Source organism: Virgibacillus profundi (assembly GCF_002287375.1).
GTDB classification, from domain to species: Bacteria; Bacillota; Bacilli; order Bacillales; family Amphibacillaceae; genus Virgibacillus_K; species Virgibacillus_K profundi.
The window spans coordinates 75,484-92,015 of the sequence record NZ_NPOA01000002.1; the positions used below are offsets into that span (position 1 = coordinate 75,484).

10 protein-coding genes are annotated in these 16,532 nt (G+C 40.6%); 4 read left to right on the forward strand and 6 right to left on the reverse strand.

The genetic code is table 11. The features are described 5' to 3' along the window. Positions 1–117 precede the first annotated feature (117 nt). Positions 118–1,221, forward strand: a complete 1,104-nt coding sequence (locus CIL05_RS03465) for a mandelate racemase/muconate lactonizing enzyme family protein (protein WP_095654120.1) — start codon at positions 118–120, stop codon at positions 1,219–1,221. 248 nt (positions 1,222–1,469) lie between these two features. Here CIL05_RS03465 and CIL05_RS03470 read toward each other — a convergent pair whose 3' ends face one another. The 5 genes from CIL05_RS03470 to glgB form a co-directional block, all read right to left on the reverse strand. Further along, positions 1,470–3,905: a glycogen/starch/alpha-glucan phosphorylase gene (locus CIL05_RS03470; protein WP_095654121.1), complete on the reverse strand. Its 2,436-nt coding sequence runs from the start codon at positions 3,903–3,905 to the stop codon at positions 1,470–1,472. A 542-nt stretch (positions 3,906–4,447) separates the two neighbouring features. Then, on the reverse strand, positions 4,448–5,875 hold the full coding sequence (gene glgA / locus CIL05_RS03475) for a glycogen synthase GlgA (RefSeq protein ID WP_095654122.1): 1,428 nt from the start codon (positions 5,873–5,875) through the stop codon (positions 4,448–4,450). 18 nt (positions 5,876–5,893) lie between these two features. After that, positions 5,894–7,006 carry a glucose-1-phosphate adenylyltransferase subunit GlgD gene (gene glgD / locus CIL05_RS03480; RefSeq protein ID WP_095654123.1) on the reverse strand — a complete coding sequence of 371 codons (1,113 nt, stop codon included), beginning with the start codon at positions 7,004–7,006 and terminating at the stop codon, positions 5,894–5,896. Beyond that, the gene (locus CIL05_RS03485; protein WP_095654124.1) at positions 7,003–8,160 is read right to left on the reverse strand and encodes a glucose-1-phosphate adenylyltransferase; all 1,158 of its coding nucleotides are present in this window, start codon (positions 8,158–8,160) and stop codon (positions 7,003–7,005) included. The genes glgD and CIL05_RS03485 overlap by 4 nt, the downstream gene beginning before the upstream one ends. Before the next feature lie 639 nt (positions 8,161–8,799). Next, the gene (glgB, locus tag CIL05_RS03490; RefSeq protein WP_439144821.1) at positions 8,800–10,701 is read right to left on the reverse strand and encodes a 1,4-alpha-glucan branching protein GlgB; all 1,902 of its coding nucleotides are present in this window, start codon (positions 10,699–10,701) and stop codon (positions 8,800–8,802) included. 480 nt (positions 10,702–11,181) lie between these two features. Between glgB and pulA the strand changes: the two genes are divergently transcribed. Further along, complete coding sequence (gene pulA, locus CIL05_RS03495) at positions 11,182–13,296, forward strand: type I pullulanase (protein WP_095654126.1); 2,115 nt, start codon at positions 11,182–11,184, stop codon at positions 13,294–13,296. Positions 13,297–13,476: 180 nt separating this feature from the next. After that, positions 13,477–13,935, forward strand: coding sequence for a VanZ family protein (locus CIL05_RS03500; protein ID WP_100662722.1), 459 nt, complete (start codon positions 13,477–13,479; stop codon positions 13,933–13,935). 397 nt (positions 13,936–14,332) lie between these two features. On the opposite strand, the gene proC is transcribed toward CIL05_RS03500, so the two are convergent. Beyond that, positions 14,333–15,178 (reverse strand): pyrroline-5-carboxylate reductase, encoded by an 846-nt coding sequence (proC, locus tag CIL05_RS03510; protein WP_095654129.1) that lies wholly within the window; start codon positions 15,176–15,178, stop codon positions 14,333–14,335. Between the two features lie 379 nt (positions 15,179–15,557). On the opposite strand from proC, the gene CIL05_RS03515 reads away from it, so the two are divergent. Next, entirely contained in the window at positions 15,558–16,460 is a 903-nt protein-coding gene (locus CIL05_RS03515; protein ID WP_095654130.1) for a DMT family transporter, read from the forward strand. Positions 16,461–16,532: the final 72 nt, after the last annotated feature.

The window sequence follows — 16,532 nt, forward strand, 5'->3', positions numbered from 1 at the left end:
AGCAGAAAAATTGGTTGATGCGGAATTAGGCAAGGTGATGTAGACCTTGTACGAAATATTGTTATAAAGAAGAGGGAAAAATTCTTGCTTCTCTCTTCCATAGTGGGAGGTTTTTCTATGAATATTAAAAGAGTGGAAGTCTTTGGAATACGGCTAGCTTTAAAAAAGCCGTTTATCGTTTCGTATGACCGCTATGATGATATGCCTACAATCATAACGAGACTGGAAACAGAAAATGGTACGGTTGGCTGGGGAGAGGCAGTGCCAGATCAGCATGTTACTGGTGAGACGTGGGAAAGTACATTTCAAATTATCAAACATGAGTTGGCTCCCCTAGTGATTAATGAAAATCCATTCAATATTAATCTTATTCATAAGAAAATGAATGATAAAATAAAAGATGTACCGTCAGCAAAGGCTGCAATTGATATTGCGTTCTACGACCTTATGGGGAAATTGTCAAATCAGCCTGTATATCGGCTAATCGGTGGACGAGCTCATAAGAAATTAGATATTCCGCAGGTTATTAGTATCTTGCCACCTGAAGAAATGGCATTACAAGCTAAACAAATTGTTGAGGAAGGGTTCAACAATATTAAAATTAAAGTTGGCACAGATCCCAGGACAGACATCGGACGAATTCGTGCAGTACGAGATGCTATTCCTAATAGTATGAAGCTCCGGGTGGATGCCAATCAGGGTTGGAACACAAGTGGTGCTATTCATGTAATTGAAAATACGAAGGACTGTAATGTGGAATGGTATGAGCAGCCTATAAAAGCTGGAAATCACGAGTCCATGGCAGAAATCAGAATGGCAACACATGTAAATATTATGGCGGATGAAAGTATTCACTCTGCACAAGATTTGTTAAGTCTCATTCAGCTTAGAGGAGCGGATTTGGTAAACATTAAGCTGATGAAAGCTGGTGGAATCTATCCAGCTATTGCGCTCGCAAATTTAGCTGAAACTGCCGGAATGCAGTGCCAGGTTGGTTCCATGGTTGAATCCGCCATAGCTACAATGGCAGGTGCCCATTTATCATTGTCGCAATCCATTATTAAGTCAAATGAGATGGTTGGTCCATTAATGTTTAAAGAAGATTTAGCAGAAACTCATTACCATAATGGATTAATTGAGGTCAGTGATTCTCCTGGTCTGGGAGTGAACGTGAATGAGGATTTAGTGAGAGAAAAAGCTGTACTTTATTGTTCTGTTTGATTGGATATATTTGGTTAGCTATTAGGTGTGAAAAATCATAAATTATGCCTTTTAAATCAAGGAGATTCCACTGCAATCATGGATGCCTTCCACTTTGATTTTTCATTCTTCTTGAAATTCTGGTTTTTTGAAAGCTAGGATTAGGATATTTGTAGAACCCTCTCTAACTGAAGTTTCACTTTAAATCAAAACACCCAAGAATAAGCGCCCGGACTACTAATCCAGGCGCTTATAAACTTATCTCCATCTCAACCCCAAACCTGCTTCACCTTCCAAATATCTGTCGCATATTCGCGGATTGTTCGGTCACTGGAAAATTTCCCGGAATGGGCAATGTTTGTTACGCTCATATTAAGCCATGTTAATCGATCACGGTAGGTTCGTTCGACAATTTCATGTGTTTCAATATAAGGTTCGAAGTCCTTTAACACAAAATAGGGATCGTTATGGTAAAGGATATTGTAATAAATATCTTTAAACTCAATATCATGTGAGCCGAATTCACCTTGATTTAATTGATCCAAAATCCTTTTCACCCGATCATCCGTGTTATAAATGGCTGTTGCATCAAAACCTCCATGCTGATAATAATCCATTACTTCGTCTGCTGTCAGGCCAAATATAAACATATTCTGATTACCTACTAGATCATTTATTTCAATATTGGCACCATCCAATGTACCAACTGTCAACGCACCGTTCATCATCAATTTCATATTTCCTGTCCCCGACGCTTCCTTGCTGGCGGTCGAAATTTGTTCACTGATATCTGCTGCGGGAATAATTTTTTCGGCAAGACTGACATTGTAGTTCTCTAAAAAGATAACCTTCAGTTTGCCACGAATATCCGGATCGTAATTTACAATGGATGCCACGGTATTGATCAGTTTAATGACTTCCTTTGCCAAATGATAGCTTGGCGCTGCCTTTGCTCCAAAAATAAATGTCCGTGGTGTGATATCCTGATTCGGATTTACCTTTAACTCATTGTACAGATAAATGATATGAAAAATGTTGAGCAGCTGCCGTTTGTATTCATGAAGCCGTTTAATCTGCACATCAAAAATCGATTGATCATCGACTAGAATTCCCGTCCGTTCATAGATATGATTTGCCAGGATCTTTTTATTTTCATGTTTTACCTGATCAAATTTTTCCAAAAGGGAACTGTCTTTTGAATACTTCAATAAACTGATCAACTGTTTTGGGCGCTTGATCCACTGCGGACCGATTACATCTGTAATGAGTGATGCCAAGTTGGGATTTGCCTGCAGCAGCCAGCGCCGGTGCGTAATTCCGTTTGTTTTATTATTAAAACGGTCAGGGAAAAGATTGTAGAAATGCTTCATTTCCTGTTTCTTTAATATTTCAGTATGGATGCGGGCGACGCCATTTACACTAAAACTGCCGACGATTGCCAGCCGCGCCATATGGACTTGGTCATCAGCAATAATCGCTAGGCTTGGAATAGTATCTCTAAGAGCTTCATGGTCATACCAAATACCTTTGCAAAAGCGTTCATTAATCTCGTCAATAATCATATAAATACGTGGCAGCAGGTGCTCGAGCATCCCTTTCGGCCATGTTTCAAGTGCTTCACTAAGTGTCGTGTGATTCGTGTAGGCGATGACTTTCGTTGTCACTTCCCAGGCAGCATTCCAGCTGAAATTCTCTTCATCCATTAATATCCGCATTAATTCCGGGATTGCCAGGCTTGGATGGGTATCGTTTATTTGAATGACTACTTTTTCAGGTAATCTTCGTAATGATGTGTGATTGTTTTTCTTAAAATTTTTAATGATATGTTGAATGCTGGATGAGACAAGGAAATATTGCTGTTTTAGGCGCAGTTCCTTTCCTTCATGGTTTGAATCATCTGGATACAAAAATCCGGAAATCTGTTCAATGGAATGCTTGTGGTCAAGATCATGATAAAATTCATTGTTCTCGGTTGCCAGGGTTTCCTGTTCATCATACACCGCTTCAGCACTCCAAAGACGCAGGGTATTAATCACTTTATTCTCATAGCCGATAATGGGGATATCATAAGGAATCGCCATCACTTTATCGGTATTTTCATAGTTGAATTCGAGGGTTCCATCGTTCTTTTTAAACATATGTACATCTCCGTGAAAATGAATGCAAACAGCTTCATCTTCCTTCTTTGTTTCCCATGGATAATCATTCTTCAGCCAATAATCAGGCAGTTCCACCTGGTTGCCGTTGATAATCCGCTGTTCAAATAATCCATAGCGATATCTAATCCCATACCCATGTCCTGCGTAGTTTAGGGATGCCAAGGAATCCAGGAAGCATGCAGCTAACCGGCCCAGGCCGCCATTCCCCAGAGCTGCATCATGTTCCTTGGCGTATATATTTTCCGGATCTAAACCAAGCTCCTTCAGTGCCTGATTGGAAACGTCCAGCATGCCACAATTAAGCAGGTTGCTTTGTAGCAGGTTTCCAACGAGAAATTCCATCGATAAATAGAAAATCTGTTTATTATTCTTTTCTTCGTATTTTTTTTGGGTGTCATACCACTGGGGCATAATTTCTTCATTAACAATGGCGGCAATTACATAATAAATGTCTTTATCGGATGCATCGCCTATTTCGATTCCTCTATCTGTTTTTAGCTTATTGGTAATCTTTTCTTTGAAAGCTTCTGCAGTTAATTCGAGCAAGGGAAATCCCCCCTAACGATATATTGGTGTTAATTGTTTTATTAAGGCTCTTTTTCTTAAGTTTTGGGACTGCATTTCGTTTGCACCGCCAAAATACTGGGGCTACGCACTGCACGCCCCATCGTAACCATTTGTTGCTTTTTAATCCTCGCATTAGATATAAACTGTGAAGTATGCGCTTGGTTATTTTCCGCTGCGGACCGTTGCTTTCCGCGGGCACGGCTTCAGTCTCCTCGAGAAAACCACTCTGCGGGGTCTTCAGACACGTGCTTTTCCCGCATTTTTAAAAAACTTTAAAGCACAATTCTAGCGGAGGAAACACATTGAAGACTCCTGCGGGAGGAAAGGCATAGGTGAGACCCCGGAGTGCGTAGCACGAGGAGGCTCACCAGCCGCCCGCGGAAAGCGAAATGTGTTTCCGTAGCGAATCTCTGCTCTCAACCGGCGTTTGTAAAAATGAATTTTCACTACGTCGCCTTTTCTATCGACTACGTAGCAGATACAACATTTTTTACGATGGGACGATCCTATATAAGACCTTGTCAAACAAGTGCTTCCGCTTTAATTTGTCCATACAATTTTGCATATTCACCAGCTGATTCTTTCCAGCTGAATTGGCTTTTGTTCACATTTTTCATTAGTTTCGCCCAGTTTTCCGGATGATGATAGGTTGCTAGAGCGAGATGCAGGACGGATAAAAGGTCATGTGCATTATAGCTTTGGAAGCTGAATCCATTTCCTTCGCTGGTAAATTCATTATAGGACTGGACGGTATCTTTTAGTCCGCCGGTTTCCCTGACGATTGGTACGGTTTTATATTGCAGGGAAATTAATTGGGCCAGTCCACATGGTTCGAACTTGGAAGGCATTACAAAGAAATCAGCGCTTGCATATAATTGCCTTGCAAGCCCCTCATCAAATGTTAATAAGGTGACTAATTTGTCCGGATAGCGATGGGCAGCATCAGCAAAATAAGCTTCGAATTCCGGATCACCGGTTCCGAGTACAACAAATTGTACTTCCGCCTCCATAAATTCATCTAAAATATGCTGAACGAGATGGAGTCCTTTTTGCTCCACCAGACGGGTAATAATTGTGAACATTGGTATATCTCCGTCTTTTGGCAGGCCAAGCTTTTCCTGAAGCAGAACTTTATTTTCTTTCTTCCTTGCCCTTGATGAACGATATCGAATCGGCACCTGAGGATCTGTTAATGGATTGTATTCTTTCATATCAATGCCATTCAGTATGCCGATTAAATCGTTTGACTTTTCTTCAAGAATTGGATGAAGTCCTTCACTATAGTAGGGATCTTTTATTTCTTCTGCATAGGTTGGGCTGACCGTGGTAATTTTATCGGCATGGAATAGCCCGCTCTTCAGGCAATTCAGCATGCCATTCCATTCCATCCCGCCGATATGCTCCCTGGAAAATTGAAAGAAATCATCAAAGGTTTCAAGTGGCATGATCCCTTGGTATTTAATATTATGAATCGTAAATATTGTTTTCATATTTTCAATCGGTTGTTTGATATTGGCAAGTGCTACAGCCATTCCGGCCTGCCAATCATGTGCATGGAGGATTTCCGGTTTAAAATCAAGATGTGCCAATGCCTCAATCACAGCCTGGCTAAAGAACACAAAACGCTCACCATCGTCATAATATCCATAGATCCCTTTACGGGTAAAATAATACGTATTTGCAATGAAATAATACATAATCCGGTTATATTTTAAAGTATAAATGCTTGCTTCCTGACTGCGCCAACCGACTTGAACGTCAAATGACATGTGGTATTCCATTTGATTTTTCCATGCTTCATCTATTTCGTCATAAAGCGGCAGGATAACTCGTGCGTCTATTTTTTCATTTTGTTTCAGTGCTTGAGGAAGAGATCCAATTACATCCGCTAATCCGCCTGTTTTAATAAAGGGGGTACATTCTGAAGCAACAAATAACACGTTTTTCATCAAGATCTCTCCTTTTCATTAGTTTGTGACAACTTGCCTCTTTGCAACGACATATGGTTTCTTTTTGGATCCGATTAGCTTCTGATTTGCCGTCACATGAACATCTTTATCTAAAATTACATTCTCCAGATGTACCCCGGCTTCAATCGTGCATCGCTGCATAATGATGGAATCCTTAATTGTAGCGCCTTCTTCCACTGTTACACCCCGAAACAATATACTGCTGTCCACATCGCCATTAATCACACCACCATCTGCGATAATCGAATTGCTGACAAATGCTTTATCCCGATATTTCACTGGCGGATGATTGGAGACCTTTGTTCGAATAAAAGGTTTTTTATAAAATAACTGCCGATAGTTTTCTTCCGTCAATAGATTCATATTATGTCGATAGAAGCTTTCAATCGAATTAATGAATGCACTATAGCCATCGTTTTGGTATGTCTGGACATTTAGCTTCGAAAGATTTCCGATAATCCCATCGGCAAAAAAATTGCCTTTATAATGGGCGATACAGTGATCAACTATATCCATGAGTACATCTTTGTTAATGATATAAACACCGGTAAATAATTGGGGATTGCTTTTATCATTCGTTATCCCTTGTACCCAACCTGCGTCATCCGATGCAATCCGGTAATACGACCCATGCTCCGGAAGAGGTGTTTCAGCAGTTGTAGAAATAAGCGTGACGTCAGCACCACGATCAAGATGAAAATCAAAAGCTTTTTTATAATCTGTATTGCTTATAAATTGGCTGCCACTAATGAGTACATAGGAAGATTTCCCCCGCTTGAAATAATCACGATTGTTATGGAAAAACTGTAAATCCCCTTTTGAAATATCAGATGGATCATTCCAATCAGGTGGCAGGATAAATAGCCCGCCATTTCGACGATCCAGTTCCCAGTGCTCACCTGTGCCAAGATGGTCCATTAACGAACGGTATTTATTTCGGGCAAAAACAGCTACCTCTTTTATATTGGAATTCGTCATATTGGAAAGTGTAAAGTCGATCATCCGATAACGTCCCGCAAAGGGGATGGAGGCTCCATTACGAAAATAGGTTAATTCATGTAAATAATGATGCTCATGTTCCAGGTTTATCAGGCCCATTAGTGTTTTCATACAACCTCTCCTCCAGTTACCGATAACTTTTCCTCTAATACCTTTTGATCAATCACAAGCGGATCCTCATCTTTGTTAGTTCGAATTATAGTTCCTGCCGGTATTACGGTGTTCTCCATAACGATGACACGTTCCAGGATACAATTTTTTCCGACCCCAACTCCAGGATGCAGGATGGACTTGATAACCATACTGTCTCGCTCAATCAATACATTTTTAAAAATGACAGAACTATAAACCTTCCCACTGATCCAGCACCCGGACTTAACGAGTGAATGTTTAACAATGGCATCCTCACCAAAATATTGTGGAGGGAAGTTCGAGTCATTCGTTGATATATGCCACTTTTTATTATTTAAGGAAAGGCTCCAATCCTCATCCAAAAGATCCATATTGGCCTCCCAATAGCTTTGAACCGTTCCGACATCTTTCCAATAGCCTTCGAATTGATAGGCAAATAAACGACGATTATCCTGTAACATCGCCGGGATAATATCTTTACCAAAATCATGGCTCGATGCATTCAGTTTCCTATCTTCCATAAGATAAGCTTTCAATATGTCCCAAGAAAAGATATAAATCCCCATCGATGCCAGATTACTTTTAGGGTTTTCAGGCTTTTCATCGAATTCATAGATTCTTAATTCATCCGTCGCATTCAGAATGCCGAAGCGAGATGCCTCTTCCCATGGCACGGGAATAACTGAAATCGTTGCATCTGCCTTACTTTCTTTGTGCTGGTTCAATAGATTCTGATAATCCATTTGATAAATATGATCACCGGAAATCACCAGGACATAATCAGGATCATACTGGTCGATAAAATTAATATTTTGATAGATAGCATCTGCTGTACCGGAATACCAGTCAGCCCCATGTTTTGCTGTATATGGTGGCAGTGTGGTTACCCCGCCATATTGCTGATCCATATCCCAGGGCTTCCCACTGCCAACATGCTTATTAAGTTCGAGTGGGGAGTACTGGGTAAGGACACCCAATGTATCAATGCCGGAATTGGCGCAATTACTTAATGTGAAATCAATAATCCGATATTTACCTCCAAATGGTACTGCCGGTTTTGCCAAATGGTGTGTCAAAGCTCCCAAACGCTTTCCTTCTCCACCAGCGAGCAGCATACCTACACATTCTTTCATTTTGCATCCTCCTTGTGATTTTTATTGAGATTGACTGTTTTGTAAACTTTGGGACTGCACTTTGTTCCAACATCAAAATACTGGGACTACGCACTGCTCGCCCCATCGAAACCATTTGTTGCTTTTTTAACTTTCATAGTTTCTATAAAATGCGACGTAACTTTAGTGTGATTTCCTCTCACCCTTTAGAAGATGAGTGCTAATTCAGCGCTGCGGAAATACACTACGCTTTCCGCGGGCGGCTGATGAGCCTCCTCGAGCTGTCGCTCTCCGGGGTCTCATCTAGGCCTCTGCTCCCGCAGGAGTCTCCGTGTATTTTCTCCGCTGGTATTTCGTTTACCGCCGATGAACTGAATTAGTAATCAATAAACGAAACATCGAACCACCTCACCAGTTCTCACCAGTTCGGGTGAGCGAAGGGCGGTGACTCCTGCGGGAATAGCACGTGTCCGAAGACCCCGCAGAGTGGTTTTCTCGAGGAGGCTAAGGCCGTGCCCTAAGGTCCGCATCCGCCCGGAGCGATCCCGAACGGCGATTATAGAAGTTCTATAGCAAACAGTAATTACGTCATCTTTTAGATCAACTTTGGTGCAGATACAATAAATCACTTCGGTGGGACAAGCCGTGCGCAGTCCCAATCTATGCGAAAACAGCCTTGAGTTTAAAAACTGTAACAGCCAATGGCGGTACTTTTATCTTTATATGCTGTGGCAATGTATGCCAATTTTCGGGAAAACTAAAATGTTCTGCATCAGTTACTTGCCCCGATCCGCCGTATTCTTTTGCATCGGAATTAAAGATTTCCATATAGGTTCCAGGGGCAGGGACTCCAATTTTATAGTCAAAATAGACGTTTGGTGTGAAATTACAAACAACTATCAGTTCACTGTCAGGGCATGTACTTTTTCTCCTAAAAGCAATGACACTTTGCGCAATATTATGGGGATCAATCCATTCGAATCCCTCAGGATTATGATCCAATTCATATAATTCCGGGTTCTCTTTGTATAGGTGGTTTAATGCTTTCACATACTGGAACATTGCGCGATGTAGCGGGTACTCCAGCAAATGCCAATCCAATTCCTCTTTATCTTTCCATTCTGCATATTGGCCTAATTCACTACCCATGAATAATAGTTTTTTCCCGGGATGACCCATCATATAGCCGTATAATAATCGCAAATTCGCAAATTGCTGCCATTGATCTCCAGGCATTTTATCAAGCAAGGATTTTTTCCCATGAACCACTTCATCATGTGAAAGCGGAAGTAGGAAGTTTTCCGTATGGGTGTACATGAATGAAAATGTAAGTAAATTGTGATGCCATTTCCGGTGGACCGGATCTTTCTCCATATATTTCAGCATGTCATTCATCCAGCCCATGTTCCATTTAAAGTTAAAACCGAGACCGCCAGAATAGGTAGGTGCAGTAACGAGCGGCAAATCAGAACTGTCTTCAGCCATCATCAATGTGTTAGGCTCGTATGAAAAAACAACCTTGTTAAGTTTACGTATAAATGCAAACGCCTCAAGGTTTTCCTCACCACCAAATGAATTGTAAATTTTTGATTCCCCATCACTTCTCTCAAAGTTGAGGTAGAGCATACTTGCCACTGCATCGACACGAATTCCGTCCAGATGGTATTCCTGCAGCCAGAAAAGTGCATTAGAAATTAAAAAACTTTGTACTTCAGGTCGTCCAAAGTCAAAGGTTAACGTTCCCCATGTATGCTTTTCAGCTTTAAGCGGGTTGGCGTATTCATATAAAGGCTCTCCATCAAACATGCGAAGTGCAAAGTCATCCTTGCAAAAATGCCCTGGCACCCAGTCCATAATCACACCAATATTATGTCTATGACACTCGTTCACAAAATATTTGAAGTCCTCACGAGAACCATACCTTGATGTAACAGCATAATAGCCGGTTATTTGGTATCCCCAGGAAAGGTCGAAGGGATGTTCGGCGAGTGGAAGCAACTCGATATGGGTATAGCCTAACGATTGAACATATGGAATTAAGCGACCCGCAAGCTCGCGGTATGTATAAAACTCACCAGATTCCTTTGTATTCCATGACCCCAGATGTACTTCATAGATAGAAATAGGGGAAGCATGTGAATCAAAGGATTGCTTCTTTTCCTGCCAGTCTTGATCTGTCCACATAAAGGTTGAAGGGTCCGGTGTTAATGATGCAGTGGCCGGGCGCAGTTCTGCCTGAAGTGCATAAGGATCTGCTTTCATCAGCACTTCACCATTTAAAGCGACAATTTCATATTTATACGGAATGCCTGCGGGGATATCGGTAAAGAAAGCGATCCATAGTCCCTCGTCCGTAACTTTTTCCAACGGGTAGTCAACGCCACTCCATTGATTAAAATCACCAACAACCGAAATTCTTTCAGCATGGGGAGCCCAAACTGAAAAACGGTAGCCGGATTCACCCTTCCACCGGGTGGTATGACATCCCAGCAGCTGATGGCTATGATAATTTGTACCTTGATGAAATAAATAAATATCCTGTTCTGAAATGTTGTAGTACACTAGGTTGACCCCCTTCATAAGCTGTATTTATCAAGGAAATGAGCAATTACTACTAGTCTTATTGTAATTAATTATAGAAGCTATAGTAAGCTAATTCAAGAGATATACGCTCATTTTTCTGAAAATTCTTTCGACATTAAATTTACAATAATGCGTATTTAGTCGATATTAGTCAGAGGTTGTATGAACATTTGCCGAAGGGAGTTCTAGTACTCAAGCCCTATTGGAATGTAAGGAAGTGTCACGTGAGAGAAGTGATTTTTTGGCAGCTAAGGCATTCACCCAACCTAAAGAGAATGCCAAGTTTTCTAAAATATGGACTAAAGGTTCTTTGTTTAAATTAATGAAAAATTGGCTATCATCTTTTGTTAAGCAGAACTTTCCATCAATTGTAAAACTGACTAGGTAAACTTGTTTCAAAAATAAAAATAGGAACATATACTAAATAACAGGTAAGCAGATAGAGAGGGAGTTGCATTCGTGGTGGCTCAAGTGGCATGGATTGATGATGTACATGTGTTAACTGCTTTTATAAACAATCATTCGTTATTGCAGGCTAAAGAAAATGATCCCGTCATTTATTGGAAATCAAAAGAGAAGTATTTCGAGGCAAAAGTGGAAAAGGTTATAAATGATGCGACTGTTACAATTACTTTTACTGAAGACCTTCCGATGGGGGAGGAGCTTACTCTTCTTTGGGGTGAGGAAAGGATACCGGTGTATCCGGGGGCAGTCGTTCGTACGAGTTGGTTTGATAATCACTATGCTGCTTTACATACTACTTTTGGAGCGAGTTACGAAAAGAAAGCAACAACCTTTACCATCTGGGCACCAACGGCTAATTCTGTAAAGGTATCAATAGGTAAGAATTTACTTTTACTCGATAAACAAAAAAATGGTGTCTGGAAATTAAAGGTAAACGGTGATTGGCATGGGTGTGCCTATGAATACGAAGTTACTATTAACGGCAAAACGGAACGTGTTAATGATCCGTATGCAAAATCAATGCTTGCCAACAGTGAGAAAAGTGTGGTCATTGACTTTTCCAGAACAGACCAGTCAGGTGAAGCTTCAGCGAGGCCAAGGCTCACTAATTTGCAGGATGCAATCATTTATGAACTGCATGTAAGAGATGCTACGATCAAAAAAGATAGCGGGGTCAAAAATAGGGGGAAGTTTTTAGGCTTGACTGAAACAGGAACGACCACTCCAAATGGATTTTCGACAGCCCTTTCCTATATAAAGGAACTAGGCTGTACGCATGTACAACTTTTGCCGATCAATGATTTTGCTAGGGTAAACGAGCTCCATCCAGAAAATGATTATAATTGGGGGTATGATCCATTATATTTTCAGGTTCCAGAGGGCAGTTATTCTACTGCAGCTGAAGATCCATTAGCACGAATAAACGAATGCAAGCAGATGATCGGAAATTTTCACCGGGAAGGGATCTCCGTCATACTCGACGTTGTTTATAATCACGTGTTTATCATGGAAGAATCCCCATTTGAAAAAATTGTCCCCGGCTATTATTTCCGCTACCATACAGACGGCAATCTCAGCAATGGTACAGGAGTGGGAAATGATCTGGCAACAGAACGAAAGATGGTGCGGAAATTCATCTTGGATACGATTGATCTTTGGCTGAAAGAGTACAACGTAGATGGGTTTCGCTTTGACCTAATGGGAATCATGGATGTCCGTACAATGCAGGAAATTCAAGAACGGTGTAAAAAAGAAGCGGTTCCAATCATGCTGCTTGGTGAAGGATGGGATCTCCCTACAGCATTAGCATCAGATAAGAAGGCCACTTCCAGCCAGTCCCATCAACTGCCGGGCATTCGATTTTTCAATGATTATTTCCGTAATTCACTAAAGGGGGATCAATTCGCTAATGGTGTCGGGTATGTAAATGGGAAAGGGCATTTTATTGAAAGACTTCCAAGCCTTGTGTCTGGATCCGCGCTCGAAGAATATGGTGAACCTTTTGTCTCAGATGTGAATCAAACGATAAATTATGTAGAGTGTCATGATAACCACACACTCTGGGATCGACTTCTTCTTACAAACCGGGAGGAAAAAGAAACGAACAGAAAAAAGATGCATCAGCTTGCTACAGGAATAACGTTATTAAGCCAGGGCGTTCCATTTATCCATGCAGGCCAGGAATGGTTTAGAAGCAAACAAGGTGATGAAAACAGCTATCTATCCGGTGATCAAATCAATCAATTGGATTGGCAAAAGCGGGAACTGGAAAATGATCCTATCGAATTTATCAAAGAACTCATCGCATTGAGAAAAAAATACGACGTTTTTCGACTTTCATCCAAACAGGAAATCAGAAAAAGACTTCACATTTTGGACACAATCGACCCTGTGTTTGGATTTGTGTTGTTAGGAGATAAGGTAGATTTCGCGATTTATACGAATCCAACCCACAAACAAGTTTCACTGCAATTACCATCTACAGGCAAATGGCAGGTTATTGCAAGAAATACGGTTGTTTCAGGGAATACAGTTCAGCAGGAAGTAAATGGGGAATTTACTTTAATTGAAGGGTATGAGTTGGTTGTATTTCGGAAAAATCGTTGGTGAAGGTATTGTTGTGGATCAATGGTCAGCGCCCTGCTATGTTAAACACTTTTGATACCCGAATAAATTCCCATTCATGACTTATTTTGGGATTTATGACAGCACGCTGAATTATAAAAACTACCAAAAAAGAGGTCTATCACCATCCAACCCTGTGAATACTGGAGTTGGGAGGTGATGGAAGTGATTTTGGATTACCAACTGATTTTTGGTGTGGACAAGCAAATGCATGTGTTATTATTTACGATAATATCCGTTGTAGCAGGTACCGTAATTATTCTTTTGTCAGCCAGGGGAGTAGCCCTCCGGAACTTAAGTTATCTTTGGATTACTTTGGTGACTAGTGGGATTGCAGAAGAGTATCGACAATATATGCTTCCCACAAGAAGTGCTGAGTTTTTGGATGCGATTGCCAATATGATTGGGGTAACTATAGGAATCTTTATTCCATGGCTGATTGCGTATGGTATGAAACACAAAACCCATTCCTTTTTCAAGCATTTTCGTTTATATACACTTTTCTTATTCCCACTATTTCTTGTACTCATCTATTTTAATGAAATTCCCTTTGTCACTTTCGAAAAGCCGCTTCAGCAAAAAGTTGATAATATATTCGTCAGCATCGGGTTGATGAAGGAATGAGGTGTTATAGAAAAATGAAAAATGGCAGGAGTCAGCAAATAGCCGTTTTGACCAATTGGATGATGGTCTGGAGGAGCTGAAAGGTATTATTAGACACAATACTACATTAATGACAGAAAACTTTACTGATATCCAAAAAGACATGCGCATAACGAATCAAGATACCCGATCAGACATTGACCTTCTATTTAAAGAAGTAGAAGTTGTAAAAAGGAAGACAAATAAGATCGAGCAAAGTATAAAAAAATAGAGGGAGCAGTTTGAGCCTTATTAGCCTGATGCTGCCGTTTCTAAATTGTGTCGAAACACAATATTGTTGGTGGAACAGCATGAAATTCAACCGTTCCACCAAATAATTATATGATTTTTTCGTCTATTATTATTCGATACTCAACATTTACCTCTGCAGAACCAACTTCTCCTCAGGCTCTTTACTCAATTCCTTCGACCTTAAAGCTGCACTTTTCACAGCTTCTTTAATTGCTATTCCGCCTCCATGCGCATTTAATGCGGCCAATCCGGCTGCGGTGGTCCCATTGGGAGACGTAATATTTTTCCTAAGCTCTGTTGGTGTTTCTTCTTGTTTTATGATCATTTTTGCAGCACCAAGCAGTGTTTGTGCGCCAATCTCACGTACCAGTTCCCGGCCAAGTCCAGCTTGTTGGCCAACTTCTTCAATATGCTCCATTAAGTTGTAAAAATATGCCGGACCACTACCTGCAATGCCGGTGTAAATATCCATCATATCTTCGTCAATGATATACGCTTCGCCAATGCATTTCATCAGTTCCTTCGTAAGCATTACCTGATCCATTGTTACATGCTTACCAGGCGAAACGGCGGTTGCTGATTCCTGAATCATGCTGGAAGTGTTAGGCATTACCCGGATTACTTGCTGACGATCGCTTGAATTTTCTTCCATATAAGAAGTAGAAATACCAGCCAACACAGAAATGAGTAATTGATCTGCAGTGATTTTCTCGCATAGGTCTTCCAAAATACCATCAATATCTTTCGGTTTCATTGCTAAAATAAAAATATCAATCGTTCTATAATCCAACTGATCTTTCGTTACAGTTTCAATGCCATATTTTCTATTTAATTCGTTCAAACGCTCTTGATTGCTTCGGTTTGTAACGATGATTTGCTCTTTTTCTAATTTCCCGGAATTTATAAATCCCGAAATAATTGCTTCAGCCATATTACCTGCACCTATAAATGCAATTCGTTTATTCCTCAAAATTAATACGCTCCCGTTGACTTATTCTTTAACGTTTAATAGCGTAACATATACAATTCATACTTCAAGGGTTTCAGCGCAAGTCGGGTGTATATTGACGATAAAGTGATAGTAAGCGGTAACATTTGGAGCTATATTAGCTATAGCCTTTATGAAGCGGTTAAATTCCTGTTGTTGCTTTATTTTGGGGTGGAAAGGGTTCGCATTTTTAAATGAAAAAGCTGTATTGTCCTTTGATGAATGTCTATTTCATCAGAACAAACAGCTCTCCAATTGTATATATTACAACAGTATCCCGCAAAGGCAATCCCAATTAATGACAGCCTCACATCACTATAGTAGAGTGATAGAATAAGAACTTTGGGGCTGGGAGAGTAAATGAATGGTTAAAATTTATATTCTGTTGCTGCTTGTCATGGTAATGTGGGGGTTAAATTTATCTGCGTTAAAGGTGTTGGTTGATGCCATTGATCCTGTGCTGCTTACGTCATTTCGAATCATGTTGGCAGGCATTACCGTTTTAATCATTTGCTATGTGATGGGGATATTGAGGCTGCCCTATAAGCATGAGTGGCTCGTTATTTTTTACATAGCTGTGTTTAACGTGATTTTACACCATTCGTTTGTCGCGGTTGGTCTGGAAATGACAACAGGTATAAATGGCGGATTAATACTGGGAATGATGCCGCTGGTCACAGTAATGATGGCATTAATCATTTTACGTGAGCGCGTTTCATGGATAAAAATTTCCGGCTTTGTATTAGGGTTTATCGGTATTGTCGTGACGACATTGACAGGTGAGGATGGAATAGCGGCCGTTTCGTTAGGGGACTTCATCGTATTTTTAGCCGTTGTTGTACAAGGATTTAGCTTTGTATTGATAAGTAAATTAAAACCGACATTTGATCCGAGGCTGGCAACTGGTTATATGCTGGTGATTGGTGCTATTTTTATCTTTTTGTTTAGCCAAATATTCAATCCGGGGATTCAGGAGATCACCAATTTGATAGACTGGAAATTGGGATCGGTTTTCTTATTCAGTGCAGTATTAGCAACAGGATTTGGGCATTTGACTTATAATTATGCGATTAAAAAAGTAGGTCCGGCGGAAGCAGCAATTTTCATAAACTTGAACACACTTTTTGCGATCATCGGCGCATCAGTATTTTTAAATGAAGTTATTACGAAAAATCATGTCGCCGGATTTGTATTGATTTTGAGTGGTGTTTTTATAGGGACGGGTGCGTTGGAGCATTTGTTTTTGAGGAAGAGGGAGAGGGGATAGGTGGGATGCCTGGCTACTCCTCGAAATTTCCTAAAGCCTGCACTGCTCGCGTGACTAGTCATCGTAAACCAA